Consider the following 20961-nt stretch of genomic DNA (forward strand, 5'->3'; position numbering starts at 1 on the left):
GGGCAGTGTGTTTGCGTGGGTCAGTTTTGCGCGAGCATCACCCCGGTTGGCGGGTCAGTTTTCGGCGAGCGTCAACAATCTCCGTCCAGCATCATGGGACCGCGCGTAGTCGTGGCCGCAATGCATGACTGCGATTCCTGCTTGCACGAGGTTCATCCCAGGCCCTGATGGCTGCGCGAATCCTGCCGCGCCCCGTCGCCGTACACGAAGCGGCTGAACAAGTGCCGCACCCTCCAGCGAGACGTCGACGCCGGGATTGCGAACCTCCAGCCTCACCTGGCTGTCCTGCGCTTTCGACTCGATGTGGGCATCGCCGCCGCTCGCTGAGTGGCGGGTCGCATTGCCAACGTTCACAATGGTCAAGCCAGCCGGTTGCAGCGCTACAAGTGCCGAGGCTGCAAGGACATTCAATATGCTTGCGACCGCAAGCGCCAAGCCTGCGTGCTGCGCCAGGACCTCAGCGGGCTCTAGGCGGCCAACGTCTTGGCCGTTGCCACCCGCACGGCCTTCTGTCAGCTACCTCGGCTGGTTCTGCGCTCTAGCCGGTCGCCCCGATCTCTTCGCAGACCCGCGCCGTCCTCGCGATAGCTGTAGACGCCTGACGCCAGCACAAAGCAATGCGCAACGAGACTTGAACATCGGCGACCGCTAACCTGAGTCGCTCGATTAATACCCGCGATTCGTATTCATGCGGCGCAGCGACCCGTCCTCGCGCGCGCGACGCAATTCCTCGATCACTTCCGCCCGGGTGCGTGCACCCGCTGCCGGAGCTTCGAAAACGAGTTCGCCGCTGCCCGAAATGTTGCCATTGGAGGCTTCCTTCGCCCGCTTCGTGCCAACCGACTTCGTCGGCATGTCATAGCCCAGCTCGTAAGACTGGTTGCGGCTCATCCTCGCAAGGGTGCCATCCCGTCGGGCCGCTTCGAGTTCCGCGATGACCTCGGCTCGTGTCTTGCCGCCGGGCATGGCGTGGTACTCGCCGCCGGAATCGTTGTTGGCCGGCGTGAAGCCGTTGCTCGCGAAAGTAGGCGCAGTTGTGATCGCAAGGACTGCGGCAACGATAGCGGTGGAAAGATTGATGCGCGACATGATGTACTCCTTAAAGCTAAATCAGCGCCGTAGCCGGCGGCTACGGCCCAAACGCCGTTTCCGGACGTCATGGATCTCACTGTAGGAATCGCGCTGGGACGGCAGCCCAACGGGGCCATTACGTTTTCGTCATTTGCGTCGCCCCGCGAAGATAACCAACGCGCCAATCAGTTAGGGCGCAACTCTCCTGCCGACCCGATACGAGCCTGACGGCGGCCCGCTTGATGAGGGTCACTTTCGGGCAGTCCGCGCGAAGGCTGCCGAGCACCTGGCGAAGGACCCCCTGGAGTCCAAGGCATCGTTTGTCGTACAGGGCGAGGAACGGCGAGAGCCACCGGGTGGTCGACCAACTGAGAAGCTCTAGACAAGGCGCAGCGCACGCGGCTGTCGTCGGTTCTCCAGCTAGGCATCTGCCACGTTCCGCGGAAAACGTGCAGCGCCAGAGATCGCCACTATTGACCGGATCGGACGCATCCAAGCAGCTCGACGGCGCGTTGGTATGCGTCCGCCCAAGTCACCTTGATGTCGTCGCGCGCGCCTTGAAGGTGCCATGCACTTTTCGAGCAAACGGCTGTGCTGCCGTTGCGAGACCCCGGGGACGTCTGCCTTGGATGGGAGCCTGTGAAGCGGCGCATGACCGCTGCGAGCCCCGCAGACTACGGTCGTGTCAGATTGGAGCGCGGATTCCCATCTGTCGTCAGGACGCGTTCACTTCTGAGCTCGCAAGCGTGCGGCGATCACTTCCATCTGCTCAATCTCTGCACGTTGCGCTTTGACGATCTCTCCGCAGAGCCTCAGAAGCTCCGGGTCGGCGAGCTTTGCCTCTCGGCACATGAGGATCGCACCGGAATGGTGGGGAATCATCGAGTCGATGAACTGGCGGTCGTCGACCAGCGCCTGGCGGCGCGTTGCCAACAGCGAGGCAAGGAACAGGACCGTCAGGCCGGCATAGAGCGCAAGGTTCAGCGGCTTGTTGACATACATCTTGCCCATCGTCGCCAGCATGATCACCCCCATCGGGGCGAGCATCGTCAGCGCCATGTAGAGCATGTTCACGTTGTTCCGGTAGTCACCCCAGCCGTCGATCATGGTGAACATGGCGAGGTACATCGGGATCAGGCTCAGCGCAAGGTTGAGCGCGAACATCCAATAGGCGCGTGCCGACGAACTGTCGTGAGCGGTGCCGTGCTTGCCGGCCTGGGCCGGGTGTTGACCTTGATGATCCATGTCGAACTCCTGTTGCTGGTTTCAAGACGGTTGTGACCTGCCAGTAAAGGGGACGAGGTCCCAGCGGAAGGCTCAACCGCGCGGAGGAAGCGGCATCAAGTCGTTGCCCGCAATCGCAGCGAATTCGCCACGACGCTCACCGAAGAGAGGCTCATGGCCAGGGCCGCAATCATGGGCGACAGCAGCCAGCCAGTGAACGGGTACAGCAGACCGGCGGCGAGAGGTACGCCCAGGCCGTTGTAGACAAAGGCAAACAGCAGGTTCTGCCGCATGTTGGCCACCGTCGACTGAGAGATTTCTCGCGCCCGGGCGATGCCGCGCAGGTCGCCCTTGACAAGGGTGACCTGCGCGCTGTTCATGGCCACGTCGGTGCCCGTTCCCATCGCGACGCCTACATCGGCCTTGGCCAGCGCCGGCGCATCGTTGATACCGTCGCCGGCCATGCCGACCACTTTGCCCTCGCGCTGCAGGCGCTCGACCAGCGCCAGCTTGTCGGCAGGTTTGACTTCGCCGTGTACGTCGTCGATGCCGAGCTGCTGGGCCACCGACCGGGCCGTGGTCAGGCCGTCGCCCGTGGCCATCACCACCCGCATCCCGGTGTCATGCAAGCTCTGCACCGCTTCCGGCGTGCTCTGCTTGATCGGGTCCGACACCGCCAGCAAGCCGAGCAATTGGCCATCGCCGGCCAGGAACATGACGCTGCTACCCTGCTGGCGCAGCGCCTCCGCCGTCCCGCTCAGCGCGGTCACATCCACGCTGTCCTGCTCCATCAAGGCGGTGTTCCCCAAAGCGATCCGCCGACCGTCGACCTGGCCGCGCACACCGATGCCGGTCGACGACTCGAAGTCGACGGCCGTCGACAGAGTCAGCTTGCGGCCGTGTGCCGCCGCGACGATCGCCTGAGCCAGCGGATGCTCGCTGCCCTGGTCCAGGCTGGCGGCGAGGCGCACCACTTCGTCTTCGGACTGCCCAGGAACCGGAACGGCGCGGTCAAACGCCGGCTTGCCTTCCGTCAACGTGCCCGTCTTGTCCACGATCATCGTGTCGACACGCCGGAAGTGCTCGATGGCGGAGGCGTCCCGAAACAGGATGCCCTGCGTGGCCGCCTTGCCCGTGGCCACCATGATCGACATCGGCGTGGCCAGCCCGAGCGCGCAAGGACAGGCAATGATGAGAACCGACACGGCGTTGATCATGCCGAACTGCCACCCCTGGTCGCCACCAAACAGTCCCCAGCCGAACAACGACGCGAGGGCGATGCCGACGACGACAAGCACGAACCAGCCGGCCACCTGGTCCGCCATGCGTTGCATGGGTGCCTTGGAGCGCTGGGCCTGGGAGACCATCTGGACGATCTGCGACAGCATGGTCTGCGAGCCCACGCGCTCGGAGCGCATCACCAGCGAGCCGGAGGTGTTGATGGTGGCGCCGATGACCTTGTCGCCCGGTCGCTTGGTGACCGGCACCGGCTCACCCGTGAGCATCGCCTCATCGATGGCACTGGTGCCTTCGATGACCACGCCGTCCACCGGCACCTTCTCGCCCGGGCGGATGCGGAGATGGTCGCCTACATGGACATGCGTCAGCGGCACGTCGGCTTCGGAGCCGTCAGGTTCGATCCGGCGCGCCGTCTTTGGTGCGAGGTTCAGCAACGACTTGATGGCTGCCGAGGTCTGTGAACGGGCCCGCAACTCCAGCATCTGACCCAACAGGGTCAGGGAGATGATGACCGCCGCCGCCTCGTAATAGACACCGACGCGGCCATGCGCCACGAAGCTGGTCGGGAACAGCTGCGGCGCAATGGTCGCCACCACGCTGTAGACGAACGCAGCACCCGTGCCGATGCCGATGAGCGTCCACATGTTGGGACTGCGATGCAGCATCGACTGCGCGCACCTCACGAAGAATGGCCAGCCCGCCCACAGGACGACCGGCAAGGACAGCAGCAGTTCAACCCAGCTTTGTGTGGCCGGTGCCATCCAGCCCAGGCGATGGCCGGCCATTGCGACCGTCGTGATGACGACCGTCAGCGGCAAAGTCCACCAGAAGCGGCGCGAGAAGTCGCGCAGTTCAGGGTTGTCGTCATCCGCCGTCGCCTTGGGGATCAGTGGCTCCAGGGTCATGCCGCACTTGGGGCAGTTGCCCGGATGGTCCTGGCGGATCTCCGGGTGCATTGGGCAGGTATAGACCGCGGCCGGGCTGTTCACTTGGCTGTTGCTTGCCGCTACGGCCGCCGTCGGTCGCAGGTTTGCTGGCGGCGTTCTGGCGTCCAGCGGGTCACGCTGCTGGGGTGCGTGAGCAGATCCATGCACCGCGTGAGCAGACGTGCCATGCCCGTGGTGGTGGTGCGAGTGAGTGTGCTGCGACTCCGGCACGTCGCCGCCAACGGCTGCCAGGTGCATGCCGGACTTGGGACAGTCACCGGGCGTGTCTTGACGGACCTCCGGGTGCATGGGGCAGCTGTACTCCCGCGCTCCAGCGGGCTCCGCCGGCTGCTTGTCATGGCTGGCGTGATCGTGGCGGTATGGATCCATGGGGTCGCTCCGTTCGAACTGCAATACGCCAGCGTGGCGGGTCTCAGCGGCTGCACCCGCAGCAGCTGCCGGCTGCCTTCTGCGGCGGCTCGGCTGCAACTGCAGCAACGGGCGTTGGGGTGTAGCCCGCCTCTTCGATGGCGGTCTTGAGTTCCGCCTCGTCGGCGGCGCGAGATTCAATCTGAACCCGCTTGCTCGCCAGGTCGATGGCGACCTGCGCGTCACCGTCCAAGAACTTGACGGCCTTCGTGATCATGCTGACGCAGTGGCCACACGTCATGTCCTTCACTTCAAAAGCAACCATGTCCATCTCCTACAAAAACGTTCCTGGCATCCAGTGGCGCCACTTCGAAGCTTCCCCCCGTGGCAAGGTCCAGCAGTCTCTGCGCTAACCCCTCCGGCAGCAGGGTCTTGAGGAGCGACCAGACTCAGCCGCCCAGCGTGCGGTCCTGCCGCTGGAACCACGCAAGCGCATCGTCGAGATGAGACGGCTGGAAATCCGGCCACAGCTCATCGACGACATAGATGTCCGCATAGACCGACTGCACCGGCAGGAAGCCGCTCAGCCGGCGACCACCGCCCCACCGGACGATCAGTTCCATCCTGGAGACCTGATCGGATTGCAGTTGGCCGGTGCGCAGCCCGTCGAGATCCCACTCCCAGCCGTAGTTGACGAGGAAGTTGACCTTGATGCCGCCGCTGCATCGTTGCCTGAAGGGCTTGAGCTCGGGCGGGAACACCGGCGAACGGTCATCACCGACCACCAGCAGCGCAGCGCCGCGGCGAGCGACTTCCAGTGCGAACGCAACGCAGGCAGATCGGAAATGCTCGGTCTGCACAGTGGGCCGGCGGGTGTCGTCCTGGGTGAAGCCGTACACGGAAACTTCTTCCACGCCGAGTTGCTGACACTGCTCGAACAAGCCCAGGCCCGGCGCGATGCCGTGCGCGTAGCCGGCCTCTTTGGGGAGTGTCCTGCCTGTTGCCCAGCGACGGTTGCCGTCGGGGATGAAGCCGATGTGGCGGGGAAGAACCATGCGTCCCTTCGGTGGGATGTTGAAAACCGAATGCTCGCTGGATGAACGCCGCATCACTAAAAGGTCTCCGCTTGGACGGAGGTCAGCGACCAGAGCGTCAGCCATGCTCATTGCGTGAAAGGCGCCAAGGCGGGTGGCAAGTTCAGCACGTCAATGCCCGTGCTCGCTGGTCGACCGCGTAGACGTCGCCCGCGGGGACTGCGCCATGCGACGGCACTCTTGTGCACAACGACGGCAAGCTTCGGCGCAGGACTGGCAATGGTCCATCGAGTGCTTGCCGCACTCGTCGGCGCACGCGTCGCAGATGTCAGCGCACAGTGCGCAGATCGCCTGAACGTGTTCGCTGTCCCGCGCCATCGCCGCTGAAGCCAGCTGGCAGATGGCCGCACAGTCCATGTCGAGCGCGATGCAGCGCGCCATCATCTTGACGTCCTGCTCTTGAAGGCATGCAGTTGAACAGTGGTGACACGCGACAGCGCATTGGTCGCATGCTGCGATGCAGGTTGCATGCAGTTGATGAGCCATGGGATGCTCCTTGAACGCGGGGGATTCCGCGTCGCACAGGCGGCAAGGCACGATCCCGGCGAAACCCGCACAAAACGCCCGCGTCAACCGGAACCGCCCCCTGCCAGCGCGTCGGGCGCGGCATGAGGCGGGAAGCCGGCAGATGGTGCAGACGCTCAGGTCATATCTACAAACGTACTTGCCAGACCGAACGACTCTGCAATCACTGCGCGGGCTGAATCTGAGTCACGAACAGGGCGCAAACGAAGGGTCTGGGCGTTCAAGAGGATTCCGTCACAGAGGCTCAACGAAAGTAGGACTGGTACACGCGCGTGCTGCCGTCCTTGAGCACGAGCAGCACGTCGTAGGGCTGCGTCTGGTTGTCGAAGTCGGGGCCATCCATGCCGGGGCTGCCCAGGGGCATGCCTGGCACGGCCAAGCCGATGGCCGTGGGCTTCTCCTTGAGCAAGCGCTTGATCTCGCGCGCAGGCACATGCCCTTCGATGGCATAGCCTTCGATCTTTGCCGTGTGGCATGAGCCGAGCTTGACGGGGATGCCCAAGGCCTGCCGCGCGCCAGCGTTGCCGATGTCGTGGATCGTTCCAACGCCGATGCCCTGGGCCTCCAGGTGCTTGAGCCAGGTCTTGCAGCAGCCGCAGTCAGGCGACTTCCAGACCTCGACTTTGGCAGGCTTGGCACTCGCGAGCGCTGGCAATGACAACGCCACGGCGATGCCCAGACTGGATTTGAGGATGCGGCGGCGATTCATCTTGATGCCCGCCATCAGTGCTTGTGGTCGTGGCCGTCGGCCGCCTTTACGCTCTTGGCGGCGGGTTTGCCGCTGCCTTTGGCGACGGTGACCGCGCCCTTCATGCCAGCGTCGTAGTGGCCGGGCTGCAAGCAGGCGAAGTCAACCTTGCCGGCCTTCGTGAACTGCCAGACCACCTCGCCGGTCTTGCCGCCAGCCAGCGTGATCATGTTCGGGTCTTCATGCTCCATCTCCGGGAACTTGAGCATCTGCTGGTAGTGCTCTTTGAGTTCCTTGTCAGTGCCGAGCACGAACTCGTGCTTGAGCTTGCCGGAGTTCTTGATTCGGAAGCGGACAGTCTCGCCTTGCTTCACCTCGATGCTGGCCGGGTTGAAGCGCATGCCATCGGTCATGTCCACATCCACGGTGCGCGTGACCAGGGCGGGTTTGCCTGGCACGCCGATGGCGTTGTCGCCACCTTTGTCATGCCCGTGGCCGCCGGCGTGGGTGCCACCGGCGAAGGCCATGCTGCTGGCCGCGCAAAGGGTGACCATGGCGGTGAAAGTGCGGAGCTTCATCAGTCGTTACTCTGGGTTGGGGTTGCTGGCGCGTGTCGGGAGGTGACTTGGCGATGCGCAGGTGGCGCAGTGGCGAAGCGCGTTAGGGTGCTTTCGACAGCTCGGTGACCTTGATCGAGCCGTCGACCTTGTCGGCCTTGAACTTGACTTGGTCACCGACCTTCACGCTCCCGAGCACTGCCGGGTCGGCGCGAAACACCATCGTCATGCCAGGCATGCCGAGGTTGTCGATCGGACCGTGCTTGAGCGTGATCTTGCCTTGGCTGACATCGATCTTCTTGACCTCGCCAACGGCGTAGGCAGCGCCTGCCGGGGCGCTGGCCGCCGGCGTGTCGTTGGCGGCCATCGCGGACCATGGCAATGCAGCGAAAGCGCTGGACAGCGCGACGGCCAGGGAAATGATGCGGAGTTTCATGGCGGCTTTTCCTTCATACAACAGGGCAGTCCGGGGGAGCATCCCCCTTCGCAGCCAGCGTCGGAGCACACGGAAACCACTTTAGTGAGGCCGGAGGAACATCAAGCCCACTTGAACATGACAGTTCTGTAATGTTCAAAACCTTCACCGACTTGTGACCCTGCGGCACACTTGGCGCCATGCGAATCCTGGTGATCGAAGATGAGGTCCGCTTGGCGGAGTACCTCCGAAAAGGACTGTCAGAAAACGGCTATGTGGTCGATGTCACCCATGACGGCATTGATGGCCGACACATGGCGCTGGAGGGCGAGTACGACCTCGTGCTGCTGGACGTGATGCTGCCTGGGATCGACGGCTTCGGCGTCCTGCGCGACTTGCGTGCGCAAAAGCAGACGCCTGTGCTGATGCTCACTGCCCGCGACAAGGTGGAGGACCGCGTCCAGGGTCTCAAAGGCGGTGCCGACGACTATCTGGTCAAGCCGTTCGCGTTCTCTGAACTGCTGGCCCGGGTCGAGGCGTTGTTGCGCCGCGGGTCGTCGGTCTCGGCGCAGGCCTCGACGCTGATGCGCCTTGGTGATCTGGAGGTAGATCTGGCCCGCCGCAAGGTCACGCGCGCGGGCAAGCGCCTTGACCTCACGCCGAAGGAGTTTGGTCTGCTGACGCTGTTGATGCGTCGTCACGGCGAGGTGTTGTCCCGCACCGTGCTGGCTGAGCAGGTGTGGGACCTGCATTTCGACAGCGAGACCAATGTCATTGATGTGGCGGTCCGGCGACTTCGCGCGAAGCTCGACGAAGGCTTCGAAACACCCTTGCTGCACACGGTGCGTGGCGTCGGCTATGTGCTCGAGGTGCGTGAGTGAGCGGGTCCGCACCCGGCAACCATTTGCTACCGCGCTCCATGGCGCTGCGACTGACCCTGGCCCTTGCTGCACTCGCAATCGCCGTGTTTGCCAGCGTCGCCTTACTGCTGCATCAGGGTCTGGAAGAAGAGATCGGCAATGCCCGAGCGCAAGACCTGGAGGGCAAGGTCGACATCGTGCGACACCTGCTGGAAGAAGTGCAGCAGCCGCAGGACCTGGAGTCGTTCACGCATCACCTCAACGACGTGTTGATCGGCGACGGACAGATCCGCATCTGGCTGCTGTCCACGGACGGCCGCCTGCTCTACGGCGGCCAGAAACGGCCGCTCGTGAGGCCCGCGACCCATCGCCGCCCGGGCCTGATGGAGGTGGTTCGCGAGGATGGCCTCGTCATGGAAGGCCGCCTCGTGCTGTTGCAGCCGGATGCGGTGCTCAGCGCGCGCGAGCTGATCGTCGCTGTGGACACCCGCCCTCAACAGGCGCTGCTGAGGCGCTATGGGGCTCGCTTGGCCACGGTATGCAGCGCAGGCGTCGCGTTGACGGTGCTGTTGGCGGGGGCGATCGCGTGGCGTTCGTTACGGCCGGTACAGCGCCTCTCGCGGGAAGCGGCCGCGCTCAACCCGCAATCGCTGTCAGCGAGGCTGTCCCCGGTCGAAACCACTGAGCTTCAGACGCTGGTCCACGCCTTCAACCGCGCGCTCGACCGGGTCGAGGCGGCTTACGAACAGCTGGAGGGCTTCAGTGCCGATGTCGCCCACGAGCTGCGCACGCCTTTGGCGACCATGATCCAGGGTGCTGAGGTAGCGCTGCACCGCGAGCGCCCGGCCTCAGAACTGCGAGAGACGCTGCAAGTGAATCTGGAGGTGTTGCGGGAGCTGGCGGGTCTTGTCACCAACATGCAGTTCCTGGCGCGAGCGGACAAAGGTGAGCTGGCGGAGCAACTGTGCGCCATGGACCTTCGCGCGGAGGCTGAACATGTGGCGGAGTACTTCGAGCCGCTGCTGGAGCAGCAGAACCTTCGGCTGCTGATCGAAGGCGACGCAAGAGCGGTCGCCAACCCGACGCTGATACGCCGGGCCCTGGTGAACCTGGTCGGCAACGCCACCCGGTACACCGCGGATGGCGGCGCCATTCACGTCGATATTGGCGCGCACGGCGACCAGGTGCGCATGGCTGTGCGCAATCCAGGGGTCGGCATCCCCGCGGAGCTGTTGCCACGGCTGTTCGATCGCTTCGTGCGTGGCGACAGCGCCAGGCAGCATTCCGGCAGTCACCAGGGCTTGGGCCTTGCCATCGTGCGGGCGATAGCCGTCATGCACGGAGGGCGGGTCTTCGCGCGGTCGGACAACGGGTGGACAGAGATCGGCCTGGAGTGGCCATCGGGGACCACGAGCGCTGGATGACGAACTTGTAATGCGCCCGTGGCCTTGGTGTTGGTGAGGTTTTTCTAGAGTCAATTGCGTGCACAAGGCACGCCTTTGAAAGGACCCCACCATGAAGACCTTCCTGATCTCTGCAACTGTCGCCGTCGCGCTCGCGGGCATGGCCGCTCAGGCCCAAGCAAGCGACGCACTGGCCAACGCTGTCCAGGCGTCCGTCGAGCTTCGTGATGGCTCGACGCTTCACATCTTCAAGGACGGAAAGATGGCGAAGGAAGACGCTTTTGGCCGCGCGGTTTACCTCAAGCGAGGCGAGGTTCTCACTGCCAAGGACGGTCGACAGATCACCGCCGTCGGCAACGAAGTCGCCCGCCTGGAGCGCCTGCTGAAGGACGGGCATACGGGGTGAGCTGAAGGCTGGGTGGCCGCTTGGTGCCGCAGACGGTGAACTGGTCTGGCATGCAGCCTGGTCGTTACGACCATCCCGTGTTCAGCAGCCGCCGGCTGAGATAGAGTTTCTGGATGCGCGCAACGCTTCGCTGCTTCCTGATCAGCCTGCTGATCCTGGCTTTGCCCCTCAAGGGGCTGGCGGCTGCCGGCGACATGGCCTGCGGCCCAGCGCATTCGGGTACCGAATCGGGTGAGCATCACCACGCGGCGGACAGCGCTTCAGACCATCACCACGCGCACGCGGTCATCACGCTTGCCGTGGCGCATGAAGTGTCGGGTGCAATGCTGGCCGATGGTGAACACAGCTCGAGCAAGGCGGACGTGTCACCAGCCACCAAGTGCATGAAGTGCGCGCCGTGCTGCGGCGCTGCAATGCCCCATGCCGGGTCACCCACGCTGGCGACGGCGTTCAACGCCGATACGGTATTGCAGGACATCCGCTACCTTGCCGTGGGCGGCCGGATCGACCGCATTGATCGCCCCCCTCGAAGCCACTCCTGAGTCGACCTAGCGGATGTGCCTGAGCGCCCATCCGCGAGCTGGCCCTGTTCGACCGCGTGACCCCGTGCGCCTGCTGAATCGGCAGGGGCTGCCGGCGGCACTTCGATCTACTTTCCCGAGAGGAATCTATGTCCCGCTTCTCACCGAACGACGGGCGTTCTGACGTCCGCGCGGCCAAGCCATCCTGCGCCGCGGCCATGAGCTTGAGCTTGAGCTTGATCCTGTGCGCGGCCATCTTGCCTGCGCAGGCGCAGACGGCCACCGCAAAGGCCGGTCCGGCCGACCCCACCGATTCGCGAGCCAGCGTGCCAGCGGTTCAATACTCCAGCGCGCTCGCCCGCTACCGCCCCATCCAGGAAACGCCCCTTGTGTCGTGGCAGCAAGCCAACGAGAAGGCCAACCAGGCCGGAGGATGGCGGGCTTACGCCCGCGAGAAAGCGGAGGCCGATGACCGGCCGACAAGCCCGACCGCGCCTGCTTCCCCCGCTTCCCAAGTCACAAAACCCGCTCCCGCTGCAAAGGGCCATGAAGGCCATGCGCCCCGCTGAAGGAGCCCAACCCATGACACGATTCCGACTTCCCCTTTCCCTGCTGGCCGTCGCCGTGCTGGCGGGGTGCGCTTCCGTCGAGCCCGGCGCGGCGCTGAAGAATGTGCAGTCGCTGACCAAGACGCACACCGATCAAACGCTGACGGTCCATCGCTCGCCCGAAGACCTGACTCGAACGAACGACAAGGTGGCGGAGCTGCTGCGCCAACCCCTCGGTGTCGACGCCGCAGTGCAGATCGCGCTGCTGAACAACCGCAGTCTGCAGGCACGACTGCAGCAGCTGGGCATCACCGAGGCCGAAGTCAGTCAGGCGTCCAGGCTGCCCAATCCCGGATTCAGTTTTGGCCGCCTCACCCGAGGCGACGAGGTCGAGCTGGAGCGGGGGCTGCATATCAACCTCGCCCGCTTGCTGACGCTGCCTCTGGTCAGCCGGCTCGAGGAGCGCCGGCTGCAGTCCGTCCAGCGTGAGGTGGCGATGGATGTGCTGACCCTTGCCGCCGACACGCGCAAGGCCTGGGTGCAGGCCGTCGCAGCTGGTGAGAGTCTGCGCTACATGCATCAGGTGCAGGAGGCCGCGGAGGCCAGCGCCGAGCTAGCTCGCCGGCTGCAGCAGGCCGGCAACGTCAACGCGCTGATGCGCCTGCGTGAACAGGGCTTCTACGCCGATGCAGCGCTTGGCCTGGCCCGCTCGGAGCAGATCCATCGCTCCGCCCGTGAGCGCCTGGCCCGCCTGCTCGGGCTGTGGGGCGAGCAGCTGGCCTTCAAGCTCCCCGAGCGCCTGCCGGACCTGCCGGACGCGCCCAAGGATCAGCCGGACATCGAGCACCTGGCTCTGAGCCAGCGCCTCGATGTGCAGGCGGCGCGCCTGTCGGCCGAGCAAACGGCGAAGAACCTGCGCCTGACCCAGGTGACGCGCTTCATCAGCGTTTTCGAGCTGGGTTTGGTTCGCAACACGTCGAACGAAGCGCCACGCCAGACTGGCTGGGAGATTGGACTTGAACTGCCCCTGTTCGACTGGGGCGGTGCGCGAAACGCCAAGGCCGAGGGCATCTACATGCAGTCCCTGCATCAGGCCGCAGCGACGGCGATCAACGCTCGCTCAGAAGTTCGCGAGGCCTATGGCAACTACCGCGCCAGCTACGACATCGCCCGCCATCACCGCGAGGAGATCGTGCCGTTGAAGAAGCGCATCTCCGAGGAGCAGGTGCTTCGCTACAACGGCATGTTGATCGGCGTGTTCGAGCTGCTCGCCGACGCACGCTCTCAGATCAGCAGCGTCAATGCGTCCATCGACGCACTGCGTGATTTCTGGCTTGCTAAGGCGGATCTCGACGCCGCGCTGATCGGCCGCGCTTCCCTCTCCATGCCGACCGCATCTGCCGGCGCCGCCAGTGCCGAAGCAGGCGCCGGTCACTGAAGTCTTCCCAAGGAACTGACATGTTTTTCAATCGTCGCTCTCTCCTGGGCGGTGCCGGTGCGATCACTGCAGCCGCCTCTATGGCCTCCGTCAGCAAGGTGGCCATGGCCGCCTTGCCCGAGCCGGTGATGCAGGACAAGCCGGACACCATGCCGCCGCTGGTACCCAACACGGGCCGGCCCTACAACCCCGTGGTCACGCTGAACGGCTGGACCTTGCCGTGGCGCATGAACAAGGGGGTCAAGGAGTTCCACCTGGTGGCCGAGCCCGTGGTGCGCGAGATGGCGCCCGGATTCAAGGCGCACCTGTGGGGCTACAACGGCCAGAGCCCGGGCCCGACCATCGAAGTGGTCGAAGGCGACCGTGTGCGCCTCTTCGTCACCAACAAGCTCGGCGAGCTGACCAGCATCCACTGGCATGGCCAGCGCCTGCCCAACGGCATGGACGGCGTGACCGGCCTGAACCAGCCCGGCATCCCACCGGGCAAGACCTATGTCTACGAATTCGTCGCGCGCCGGCCCGGCACCTTCATGTATCACCCGCACGCCGACGAGATGGTGCAAATGGCCATGGGGATGATGGGCTTCTGGGTCACGCACCCCAAGGGCAAGCATCCGCTGATCGACGAGGTGGACCGCGACTTCTGCTTCCTGCTCAACGCCTACGACATCGATCCGGGCGCGGCCACGCCCAAGATCATGACGATGCTGGACTTCAACCTGTGGAGCTGGAACAGCCGCATCTTCCCGGGCATCGACCCGCTCGTCGTCGGCTTCAAGGACAAGGTGCGCATCCGCATCGGCAACCTGACGATGACCAACCACCCCATCCATCTGCACGGTCACGAGTTCCTCGTTACGGGTACCGATGGCGGCCCCACCCCCAAGAGCACGCGCCGGTATGAGGTCACCGAGGACGTGGCCGTGGGTCAGATGCGCCAGATCGAGTTCCTCGCCGATGAAGAGGGGGACTGGGCGTTCCACTGCCACAAGAGCCACCACACAATGAACGCCATGGGCCACGACGTGCCGACCATGATCGGCGTGGACCACACCGGTGTCGCCAGCAAGATCCGCAAGCTGGTGCCCGACTACATGGTGATGGGCGAGCGCGGCATGAAGGACATGACCGAGATGGACATGCCGCTGCCCGACAACACCGCACCCATGATGGCCGGCCAGGGTCCCTTCGGCGCCGTCGGTATGGGCGGCATGTTCAGCGTCGTCAAGGTGCGCAAGGGCCAAAAGAAGGGCGACTACAGCGATCCGGGCTGGTACCAGCACCCCGCCGGCACCGTGGCGTACGAGTTCAAGGGCAGCCTGCCAGACGCCGCGCGCTTCCAGTCGGAAAGCCCGGGCTTGATGCCGCCGGTCCAGCGCCCGAAGACCGATGTCGAGGTCAAGATCCGCAAGCCCAGCGGCGGCCACGGCAGCCACTGAAAACTCGTTCATCACCCCACATGAAGACAACCATGAAGCAAATCGCCCTCGCGGCCGTACTCTCGCTTTCCGCACTCACCGGCTCGGCCTGGGCCCACGGCAACGAAAAGCACGGCAAGCCTGCAGCGCAGGTGAAGAAGGAGCAAAAGGCTTGGGGCATCGCAGGTGACGCCAAGGCAGTCACCCGCACCGTCACGCTGAAGATGACCGACAACATGCGCTTCACACCGGATCGCGTGGAGATCAAGCTGGGCGAGACCATCCGCTTCGTCGTGCAGAACGACGGCAAGATGCTCCACGAGCTGGTCATCGGCACGAAGAAGGAGCTCGACGAGCATGCCGCGCTGATGCTCAAGTTTCCCAACATGGAACACGACGAGCCCTACATGGCGCACGTCGACCCGGGCAAGAAGGGCGAGATCGTCTGGACCTTCAACCGCGCCGGCGAGTTCGACTTCGCCTGCCTGATCGCCGGCCACTACCAGGCCGGCATGGTCGGCAAGATCCTGGTCAGCGCCAAATGACGCACGCCTCGAGCCCCGCATCTCTCCGCATCACATCCCCGAAAGGAAATGACATGAACCGCAACAACCAACGCCATCTCGGCCTGTTCGCCGCAACGCTGCTGACCGTCGGCCTGCTCAGCCCGGCTGCATGGGCTGCCACCCCTGGCGCGCCGTCCGTACAAGCCAGTGCCCCAGCGGCGAGCCCAGACATGACGGACGCCGAAGTGCGCAAGGTCGATCGCGAAGCCGGCAAGGTCACCCTCAAGCACGCCGACATCAAGAGCCTGGACATGCCTGCCATGACCATGGTCTTCCAGGTGCGCGACAAGGCCATGCTGGACAAGCTGCAGCCTGGCACGCGCGTGCAGTTCAAGGCCGCCAACGAGGGTGGCAAGTTTGTCGTGACCGAGTTGAAGGTCGTGCAGTGAAGGTGCTGAGCACCTTGATTAAGCCTGTCGTGGGCGTCGCGGCTCTGCTGTTGGTGCCCTTGAGCGCAATTGCGTCGGGGCACATCGCCGACGTCCAGTGGGATGCCAACGGGCAGTTCACGCACAAGGCTGAAGTTCAACCGAGCAAGTTCGTCGAGGTCTGCGCAAAGCTCAAGCCGGGTCAGAAGATCGCCTGGTCGTTTCAGGGCAGCGCGGCGATGAACTTCAATATCCACTACCACCTGGGCAAGGAGACGATCTATCCAGCCAAGCTCACGGAGGTCAAGGAGGCAGCGCAAACCTTGCAGGTACAGGCCGAGCAGGTTCATTGCTGGCTGTGGTCCAACAAGACGCCCTCGACGGCTTCGGTTGACGTGGCGTTGAAGATCGAGCCTTGACCGGACGATGCTTGTAACGGCTCGGGAGGCCAGTGCCGGGACAACGACCGGCATGGCCCAAAGAGCAGTAGCTCACGCAGCTGCACTGCGTTTGCTCGCACACAGGGTTTTGCCGGCGACTCAGCTTGCGGCGTTTGAATAGCATCACCGTGGGCGCAAGCTCCCTGCTTTTCCTCCCTTGTATCTTTCCGGCTCGGACTGGCCCAGGTAGCTCGATCCTCCCTGGGGCCGCACATTGAAGCCCGTTGCTCAGCGCCGGGCGCCTGGGCCCGGCCGTCTTCTCCTCAACCCGAACGGTTGTTGGAACTCAGAGTTCGCATATGCAAGGAAGGGAACGAGAGGACATGTCCGAATCCGTTTTTGTGGGAATTGACGTCGCGAGCGCGACGCTGGAAGTAGCGTGCTTGGGGCGGACCGAGACTTGGCAGGTGGGCAATGACGAGGCCGGCATCGCAGAGCTTGGAAGGCGCGTTGCTGAACTCTGCCCTGCACTCGTCGTCCTAGAGGCCACAGGTGGTTATGAGTTCTCGGCAGCGTCTGCGTTGCAGTCGCAAGGTTTGGCCGTCGCGGTGGTCAATCCCCGAGCTGCTCGCGACTTCGCTCGGGCGATGGGGCTAATGGCAAAGACAGATGCCCTGGATGCTCGGCTGCTGGCGTCATTCGCTCGCGTTCTTCATCAGCATCCAGAGCGCGACCGATTCGTCAAGCCACTGGCTGACGATGCGCGGCTGAGCTTGCAGGCGCTGGTGCAGCGGCGCCGACAACTGGTTGACATGCAGACGGCGGAGAAGCTGCGCCGCCGGCAGGCTCATGCTGCGTCAATTGCGAGCGTGGAACGCGTTCTGGCTTTCCTGGCGCAAGAGCTGGCAGACAACCAGGCCGCCATAGCGGCCCACCTGCAGAAGCATCATTCAGAGCTAGCGCTGGCCCTCAGCACTGTTCCGGGCGTTGGCCAGACCAGCGTTGCGGTGCTAATCGCCGACTTGCCGGAGCTCGGCAAGATCAGCCGGCGCCGGATTGCTGCGCTGGTGGGTGTAGCGCCAATGAACCGCGACTCGGGCTTGATGCGCGGCCAGCGATCCATTTGGGGCGGTCGCCACGATGTACGACGCACCCTCTACATGGCGACACTGGTCGCGGTACGGTTCTGCAGCGTGTTTCGAGCCTTCTATGAGCGCCTGCTCGCGAAAGGCAAGGCCAAGAAGGTTGCGCTCGTGGCGTCCATGCGTAAGCTGCTCGCGACGCTCAACTCCATGGCCAAGTATGGCTCCCGCTGGAATCCCATGCTGCACGATACGTGAGCAAATCGACCAAGAGCGGCTGCTACAGGCTGGCTCAAGCCCTACGGTTTTGGCAAGTCAATGACAGAAGGCGCCGAGACCAGTCATTGATCCATCTGCTGGCCGGACGCCCGCTTCCTCATGCCACCGCCGAGTGAAGGGGCTATCTCCCAACATGTGTAGCGTCAGGGCGCCCGCAGCGCACCAATCAGCGGGCAGGAGACGTTGCCGTGACTCGCGCAGCAGTCCTGGACCAAAGCAGCCAACACGTGCTCAATGCGTCGCAGATCGGCCAGCTTCGAGCGTACGTCGGCGAGCTTGTGTTCGGCGAGGTCGCGCGCTTCATCGCAGTGCGTGCCGTCGTCCAGCCTGAGCAGCCCGGCCACCTCGTCCAGGCTGAAACCCAGGCGCTGTGCCGACTTGATGAAACGGACTCGCGCCACGTCGCCCTCCCCGTAGCGCCGAACGCTGCCTTGGGGCTTGTCCGGTTCGGGTAGCAGCCCCTTGCGCTGGTAGAACCGGATCGTCTCCACGTTGACGCCGGCTGCCTCGGCGAAGGCGCCGATGGTGAAGTTTTCGACCGCTTTGTCCATACCCCTTGACTCCGTACTGAACTACGGAAGTAAGGTTACGCTGTTCGAAAAGACTTGGAAAGGAACAGCAATATGTCGGAACCCCAAAGTGGTCGCGGCGCCCTGGTTGCAGGTGGCTTGGCCGCATTGCTCGCCTCGACTTGTTGTCTTGGGCCTCTTGTTCTTGTGGCATTGGGTGTCAGCGGCGCCTGGGTCGGCAACCTGACTGCACTGGAGCCGTACCGGCCGATCTTCATCGGTGCGGCGCTGGTGGCGTTGTTCTTCGCTCACCGCCGCATCTTTCGCCCGGTGCAAGACTGCAAACCTGGCGAGGTCTGCGCGATTCCTCAGGTGCGCGCTTCCTACAAGTTTCTCTTCTGGGCCGTCGCCGTGCTGGTGTTGGTCGCGCTCGGCTTTCCCTACGTCGTCCCATTCTTCTACTGATCGGAGTTCTCATGAAGAAACTGCTCGCCTCCCTCTTCGTCGTCGCCATGGCCGCACCCGCATGGGCCGCCACGCAGACCGTCACCTTGTCAGTCCCAGGCATGACCTGTTCCGCCTGCCCGTTGACGGTCAAGCAGGCCCTGAGCAAGGTCCAAGGCGTGACCAAGACCGAAGTCAGCTTCGAAAAAAAGCAGGCCGTGGTGTCGTTCGACGACGCCAAGACCAACGTCCAGGCGCTGACCAAGGCCACCGCCGACGCGGGCTATCCGTCGACCGCCAAGTAGTAGGACCGTCCGATCATGGGACTGGTGACGCGTATCGCCGACAAGGCCGGTGCGCTGGGCAGCATCGTCTCGGCGATGGGCTGCGCGGCCTGCTTTCCGGCCATCGCGAGCTTGGGAGCGGCGCTCGGGCTTGGTTTTCTTACCGAGTACGAGGGACTGTTCCTGACCACCTTGCTACCGCTGTTCGCGGCAGTAGCACTCGTGGCCAACGGCCTGGGCTGGTTCAGCCACCGGCAGTGGCATCGCAGTGCGCTTGGCATGGTGGGACCAGCCATCGTGCTCGCAGCGATGTATCCGTTCTTCGGCCACTGGTGGACCGCGCGACTGCTGTACACGGGCTTGGCCGTCATGGTCGGCGTCTCGATCTGGGATTTGGTCTGGCCGGCGAATCTCAGGTGCGGCCCGGTCGGCTGCGATCTACCGCAGAAGCAATGAGTGACCCCTTCTCTCCCTCCGAAAGAGACCTTGTATGACCCAGTTGCAAATCGAAGGCATGACTTGCGCATCGTGCGCCGTTCATGTCGAGGACGCGCTCCAAAAGGTGCCCGGCGTGCGCTCGGTGTCGGTGTTCTATCCGGACCGCATGGCCAGCCTCAAGGTCGACGCGGGCACATCGCTCGCCGCATTGACGGCCGCGGTGGCGGCGGCAGGTTACCGCGCCAAGCACACCAACGACGCACCCGCTGCGCCGCCGACCGGCCTGCTCGGCAAGGCACGTGAATGGCTCGGTGGCTCGGCACGGCCCGCGGCTGGCAGCCCGCTGCACGTCGCGGTTGTTGGCAGTGGTGGCGCCGCGATGGCGGCCGCACTCAAGGCCGTCGAGGGTGGTGCCCGCGTCACGCTGATCGAGCGAGGCACGATCGGCGGCACCTGCGTCAACGTGGGTTGCGTGCCCTCCAAAATCATGATCCGCGCCGCGCACGTTGCGCACATGCGCCGCGAAAGCCCGTTCGACGCCGGCGTGTCGGCTGTTAGGCCCACCGTGCTGCGCGATCGCCTGCTCGCGCAGCAGCAAGCCCGTGTGGACGAACTACGCCACGGCAAGTACGAAAGCATCCTGGCCGGCACGCCGGCCATCACCGTGATGCACGGCACGGCACGCTTCAAGGATGGCCGCACTTTGTCGGTATCGCTGCGCGATGGCGGCCAAGAAGAAGTGCCTTTCGACCGCTGCCTGGTGGCTGTCGGCGCCAGCGCCGCACTACCCCCGATCCCCGGACTGGAGGACACGCCGTATTGGACGTCCACAGAGGCCCTGGCAAGTGATTCAATTCCTCCGCGCCTGGCCGTGATCGGCTCTTCGGTGGTGGCCGTGGAACTTGCGCAGGCCTTTGCGCGGCTGGGCAGCCGGGTCACCATCCTGGCGCGCAACAAGCTCTTCTTCCGTGAAGACCCGGCCATCGGCGAGGCGGTTGCCTCCGCGTTCCGCGATGAAGGCATCGAGGTGCTGGAGCAGACGCAGGCGAGCCACGTCGCCTATGCAGACGGCCAATTCGTGTTGACGTCGAATCACGGCGAACTCCGCGCCGATCAGTTGCTGGTGGCCACAGGCCGTACGCCAAACACCCGGGCGCTGAACCTCGAAGCCGCCGGCGTGGCGGTGGACGAACAGGGGGCCATCGTGATTGACGATCGCATGCGCACGAGCGCGCCGGCCATCTTTGCGGCCGGAGACTGCACCGATCAGCCGCAGTTCGTGTATGTCGCCGCGGCGGCCGGAACGAGAGCGGCCGTCAACATGACCGGCGGCGATGCGGCGCTCGATCTCGGCACGGTGCCTGCCGTCGTGTTCACCGACCCGCAGGTCGCCACTGTCGGCTACACCGAAGCAGAAGCCCATCGAGCGGGCATCGAGACGGACAGCCGAACACTGACGCTGGACAACGTGCCGCGCGCGCTCGTTAACTTCGACTCGCGAGGCTTCATCAAGCTGGTGGCGGAGACGGGCTCGGGCCGGCTGCTCGGCGTGCAGGCGGTGACGGCTGAAGCCGGCGAATTGATTCAGTCGGCGGCCATCGCCATCCGTGCCCGCATGACCGTGCACGACCTGGCGAACCAGCTGTTCCCGTACCTCACGATGGTCGAGGGCCTGAAGCTCGCGGCGCAGACCTTCACCAAGGACGTGACGCAGCTGTCCTGCTGCGCCGGCTGACACAGTTCTCCAAAAGGCCGACCGGCAGCAACGGGTCGGATGCGTGAGTTCGCCGGCAGAAAGAACCGACATTCGGTCGAGCTTCGAACAGAGGCAGTGGTCGATCGCCTGGTGAACGTCGGGAGACACCAAAACCGGCCACTGACACAGGGCACTGTGACGTCGTCCATCGCG

Annotated in this window: 25 protein-coding genes; 15 read left to right on the forward strand and 10 right to left on the reverse strand. The window is 64.4% G+C overall.

Going from position 1 to position 20961, the window contains the following annotated elements; genetic code table 11:
* Positions 1-666: 666 nt before the first annotated feature.
* From AC1Q7O_RS26560 to AC1Q7O_RS26600, 9 genes are all read right to left on the reverse strand, one after another.
* A complete protein-coding gene (locus AC1Q7O_RS26560; protein ID WP_343622699.1) occupies positions 667-1089 on the reverse strand; it encodes a DUF4148 domain-containing protein in 423 nt (140 codons plus the stop codon).
* A 708-nt stretch (positions 1090-1797) separates the two neighbouring features.
* A complete protein-coding gene (locus AC1Q7O_RS26565; protein ID WP_425571264.1) occupies positions 1798-2316 on the reverse strand; it encodes a DUF305 domain-containing protein in 519 nt (172 codons plus the stop codon).
* A 95-nt stretch (positions 2317-2411) separates the two neighbouring features.
* A complete protein-coding gene (locus AC1Q7O_RS26570; RefSeq protein WP_425571279.1) occupies positions 2412-4850 on the reverse strand; it encodes a copper-transporting P-type ATPase in 2439 nt (812 codons plus the stop codon).
* A gap of 43 nt (positions 4851-4893) precedes the next feature.
* On the reverse strand, positions 4894-5154 hold the full coding sequence (locus AC1Q7O_RS26575; RefSeq protein ID WP_268168655.1) for a heavy-metal-associated domain-containing protein: 261 nt from the start codon (positions 5152-5154) through the stop codon (positions 4894-4896).
* A 124-nt stretch (positions 5155-5278) separates the two neighbouring features.
* Positions 5279-5989, reverse strand: a complete 711-nt coding sequence (locus AC1Q7O_RS26580) for an undecaprenyl diphosphate synthase family protein (protein ID WP_492662773.1) — start codon at positions 5987-5989, stop codon at positions 5279-5281.
* A gap of 45 nt (positions 5990-6034) precedes the next feature.
* Positions 6035-6409 carry a four-helix bundle copper-binding protein gene (locus AC1Q7O_RS26585; protein ID WP_492662224.1) on the reverse strand — a complete coding sequence of 125 codons (375 nt, stop codon included), beginning with the start codon at positions 6407-6409 and terminating at the stop codon, positions 6035-6037.
* A 283-nt stretch (positions 6410-6692) separates the two neighbouring features.
* Positions 6693-7172, reverse strand: a complete 480-nt coding sequence (locus AC1Q7O_RS26590) for a DUF411 domain-containing protein (RefSeq protein ID WP_343622705.1) — start codon at positions 7170-7172, stop codon at positions 6693-6695.
* Positions 7172-7714, reverse strand: coding sequence for a cupredoxin domain-containing protein (locus AC1Q7O_RS26595; RefSeq protein ID WP_343622707.1), 543 nt, complete (start codon positions 7712-7714; stop codon positions 7172-7174). The genes AC1Q7O_RS26590 and AC1Q7O_RS26595 overlap by 1 nt, the downstream gene beginning before the upstream one ends.
* Positions 7715-7796: 82 nt before the next feature.
* Complete coding sequence (locus AC1Q7O_RS26600; protein WP_343622709.1) at positions 7797-8129, reverse strand: copper-binding protein; 333 nt, start codon at positions 8127-8129, stop codon at positions 7797-7799.
* Positions 8130-8308: 179 nt separating this feature from the next.
* Between AC1Q7O_RS26600 and AC1Q7O_RS26605 the strand changes: the two genes are divergently transcribed.
* The 11 genes from AC1Q7O_RS26605 to AC1Q7O_RS26655 all read left to right on the forward strand — a co-directional run bounded on the left by AC1Q7O_RS26605 (position 8309) and on the right by AC1Q7O_RS26655 (position 17356).
* Positions 8309-8989 (forward strand): heavy metal response regulator transcription factor, encoded by a 681-nt coding sequence (locus AC1Q7O_RS26605; protein ID WP_268168662.1) that lies wholly within the window; start codon positions 8309-8311, stop codon positions 8987-8989.
* 38 nt (positions 8990-9027) lie between these two features.
* On the forward strand, positions 9028-10392 hold the full coding sequence (locus AC1Q7O_RS26610; RefSeq protein ID WP_492662226.1) for a heavy metal sensor histidine kinase: 1365 nt from the start codon (positions 9028-9030) through the stop codon (positions 10390-10392).
* A gap of 91 nt (positions 10393-10483) precedes the next feature.
* Positions 10484-10777 carry a CopK family periplasmic copper-binding protein gene (locus AC1Q7O_RS26615; RefSeq protein WP_268168664.1) on the forward strand — a complete coding sequence of 98 codons (294 nt, stop codon included), beginning with the start codon at positions 10484-10486 and terminating at the stop codon, positions 10775-10777.
* Positions 10778-10890: 113 nt separating this feature from the next.
* Complete coding sequence (locus AC1Q7O_RS26620; protein ID WP_268168665.1) at positions 10891-11319, forward strand: hypothetical protein; 429 nt, start codon at positions 10891-10893, stop codon at positions 11317-11319.
* A gap of 128 nt (positions 11320-11447) precedes the next feature.
* Positions 11448-11867 carry a hypothetical protein gene (locus tag AC1Q7O_RS26625; protein ID WP_492662227.1) on the forward strand — a complete coding sequence of 140 codons (420 nt, stop codon included), beginning with the start codon at positions 11448-11450 and terminating at the stop codon, positions 11865-11867.
* Positions 11868-11880: 13 nt separating this feature from the next.
* The gene (locus AC1Q7O_RS26630) at positions 11881-13284 is read left to right on the forward strand and encodes a TolC family protein (protein WP_343622712.1); all 1404 of its coding nucleotides are present in this window, start codon (positions 11881-11883) and stop codon (positions 13282-13284) included.
* Positions 13285-13364: 80 nt separating this feature from the next.
* The gene (locus tag AC1Q7O_RS26635) at positions 13365-14723 is read left to right on the forward strand and encodes a multicopper oxidase family protein (RefSeq protein ID WP_343622714.1); all 1359 of its coding nucleotides are present in this window, start codon (positions 13365-13367) and stop codon (positions 14721-14723) included.
* Positions 14724-14755: 32 nt separating this feature from the next.
* Positions 14756-15247, forward strand: coding sequence for a cupredoxin domain-containing protein (locus tag AC1Q7O_RS26640; protein ID WP_492662229.1), 492 nt, complete (start codon positions 14756-14758; stop codon positions 15245-15247).
* Between the two features lie 53 nt (positions 15248-15300).
* Entirely contained in the window at positions 15301-15657 is a 357-nt protein-coding gene (locus AC1Q7O_RS26645; protein ID WP_492662230.1) for a copper-binding protein, read from the forward strand.
* Complete coding sequence (locus AC1Q7O_RS26650; RefSeq protein ID WP_492662231.1) at positions 15654-16055, forward strand: hypothetical protein; 402 nt, start codon at positions 15654-15656, stop codon at positions 16053-16055. Before AC1Q7O_RS26645 ends, AC1Q7O_RS26650 begins: the two co-directional genes overlap by 4 nt.
* Positions 16056-16399: 344 nt before the next feature.
* Positions 16400-17356, forward strand: a complete 957-nt coding sequence (locus tag AC1Q7O_RS26655) for an IS110 family transposase (RefSeq protein ID WP_444761969.1) — start codon at positions 16400-16402, stop codon at positions 17354-17356.
* Between the two features lie 164 nt (positions 17357-17520).
* On the opposite strand, the gene merR is transcribed toward AC1Q7O_RS26655, so the two are convergent.
* Positions 17521-17928, reverse strand: coding sequence for a mercury resistance transcriptional regulator MerR (merR, locus tag AC1Q7O_RS26660; RefSeq protein ID WP_444761968.1), 408 nt, complete (start codon positions 17926-17928; stop codon positions 17521-17523).
* A 72-nt stretch (positions 17929-18000) separates the two neighbouring features.
* Between merR and merT the strand changes: the two genes are divergently transcribed.
* From merT to merA, 4 genes are read left to right on the forward strand one after another with little or no spacing between them, the layout of a single operon-like run.
* Complete coding sequence (merT, locus tag AC1Q7O_RS26665) at positions 18001-18351, forward strand: mercuric ion transporter MerT (protein ID WP_444761967.1); 351 nt, start codon at positions 18001-18003, stop codon at positions 18349-18351.
* An 11-nt stretch (positions 18352-18362) separates the two neighbouring features.
* Positions 18363-18635: a mercury resistance system periplasmic binding protein MerP gene (gene merP / locus AC1Q7O_RS26670; protein ID WP_444761966.1), complete on the forward strand. Its 273-nt coding sequence runs from the start codon at positions 18363-18365 to the stop codon at positions 18633-18635.
* Between the two features lie 15 nt (positions 18636-18650).
* Positions 18651-19070: an organomercurial transporter MerC gene (merC, locus tag AC1Q7O_RS26675; protein WP_444761965.1), complete on the forward strand. Its 420-nt coding sequence runs from the start codon at positions 18651-18653 to the stop codon at positions 19068-19070.
* 34 nt (positions 19071-19104) lie between these two features.
* Positions 19105-20787 carry a mercury(II) reductase gene (gene merA / locus AC1Q7O_RS26680; protein WP_492662232.1) on the forward strand — a complete coding sequence of 561 codons (1683 nt, stop codon included), beginning with the start codon at positions 19105-19107 and terminating at the stop codon, positions 20785-20787.
* Positions 20788-20961 lie beyond the last annotated feature (174 nt).

The organism is Roseateles sp. GW823-FHT07B05, assembly GCF_058794515.1.

What these genes read in the sequence shown, in the direction of transcription:
- AC1Q7O_RS26560 (WP_343622699.1), bottom strand. Translation starts at nt 1,089, where the DNA reads ATGTCGCGCATCAATCTTTCCACCGCTATCGTTGCCGCAGTCCTTGCG.
- AC1Q7O_RS26565 (WP_425571264.1), bottom strand. Translation starts at nt 2,316, where the DNA reads ATGGATCATCAAGGTCAACACCCGGCCCAGGCCGGCAAGCACGGCACC.
- AC1Q7O_RS26570 (WP_425571279.1), bottom strand. Translation starts at nt 4,850, where the DNA reads ATGGATCCATACCGCCACGATCACGCCAGCCATGACAAGCAGCCGGCG.
- AC1Q7O_RS26575 (WP_268168655.1), bottom strand. Translation starts at nt 5,154, where the DNA reads ATGGTTGCTTTTGAAGTGAAGGACATGACGTGTGGCCACTGCGTCAGC.
- AC1Q7O_RS26580 (WP_492662773.1), bottom strand. Translation starts at nt 5,989, where the DNA reads ATGGCTGACGCTCTGGTCGCTGACCTCCGTCCAAGCGGAGACCTTTTA.
- AC1Q7O_RS26585 (WP_492662224.1), bottom strand. Translation starts at nt 6,409, where the DNA reads ATGGCTCATCAACTGCATGCAACCTGCATCGCAGCATGCGACCAATGC.
- AC1Q7O_RS26590 (WP_343622705.1), bottom strand. Translation starts at nt 7,172, where the DNA reads ATGGCGGGCATCAAGATGAATCGCCGCCGCATCCTCAAATCCAGTCTG.
- AC1Q7O_RS26595 (WP_343622707.1), bottom strand. Translation starts at nt 7,714, where the DNA reads ATGAAGCTCCGCACTTTCACCGCCATGGTCACCCTTTGCGCGGCCAGC.
- AC1Q7O_RS26600 (WP_343622709.1), bottom strand. Translation starts at nt 8,129, where the DNA reads ATGAAACTCCGCATCATTTCCCTGGCCGTCGCGCTGTCCAGCGCTTTC.
- AC1Q7O_RS26605 (WP_268168662.1), top strand. Translation starts at nt 8,309, where the DNA reads ATGCGAATCCTGGTGATCGAAGATGAGGTCCGCTTGGCGGAGTACCTC.
- AC1Q7O_RS26610 (WP_492662226.1), top strand. Translation starts at nt 9,028, where the DNA reads ATGGCGCTGCGACTGACCCTGGCCCTTGCTGCACTCGCAATCGCCGTG.
- AC1Q7O_RS26615 (WP_268168664.1), top strand. Translation starts at nt 10,484, where the DNA reads ATGAAGACCTTCCTGATCTCTGCAACTGTCGCCGTCGCGCTCGCGGGC.
- AC1Q7O_RS26620 (WP_268168665.1), top strand. Translation starts at nt 10,891, where the DNA reads ATGCGCGCAACGCTTCGCTGCTTCCTGATCAGCCTGCTGATCCTGGCT.
- AC1Q7O_RS26625 (WP_492662227.1), top strand. Translation starts at nt 11,448, where the DNA reads ATGTCCCGCTTCTCACCGAACGACGGGCGTTCTGACGTCCGCGCGGCC.
- AC1Q7O_RS26630 (WP_343622712.1), top strand. Translation starts at nt 11,881, where the DNA reads ATGACACGATTCCGACTTCCCCTTTCCCTGCTGGCCGTCGCCGTGCTG.
- AC1Q7O_RS26635 (WP_343622714.1), top strand. Translation starts at nt 13,365, where the DNA reads ATGGCCTCCGTCAGCAAGGTGGCCATGGCCGCCTTGCCCGAGCCGGTG.
- AC1Q7O_RS26640 (WP_492662229.1), top strand. Translation starts at nt 14,756, where the DNA reads ATGAAGCAAATCGCCCTCGCGGCCGTACTCTCGCTTTCCGCACTCACC.
- AC1Q7O_RS26645 (WP_492662230.1), top strand. Translation starts at nt 15,301, where the DNA reads ATGAACCGCAACAACCAACGCCATCTCGGCCTGTTCGCCGCAACGCTG.
- AC1Q7O_RS26655 (WP_444761969.1), top strand. Translation starts at nt 16,400, where the DNA reads ATGTCCGAATCCGTTTTTGTGGGAATTGACGTCGCGAGCGCGACGCTG.
- merR (WP_444761968.1), bottom strand. Translation starts at nt 17,928, where the DNA reads ATGGACAAAGCGGTCGAAAACTTCACCATCGGCGCCTTCGCCGAGGCA.
- merT (WP_444761967.1), top strand. Translation starts at nt 18,001, where the DNA reads ATGTCGGAACCCCAAAGTGGTCGCGGCGCCCTGGTTGCAGGTGGCTTG.
- merP (WP_444761966.1), top strand. Translation starts at nt 18,363, where the DNA reads ATGAAGAAACTGCTCGCCTCCCTCTTCGTCGTCGCCATGGCCGCACCC.
- merC (WP_444761965.1), top strand. Translation starts at nt 18,651, where the DNA reads ATGGGACTGGTGACGCGTATCGCCGACAAGGCCGGTGCGCTGGGCAGC.
- merA (WP_492662232.1), top strand. Translation starts at nt 19,105, where the DNA reads ATGACCCAGTTGCAAATCGAAGGCATGACTTGCGCATCGTGCGCCGTT.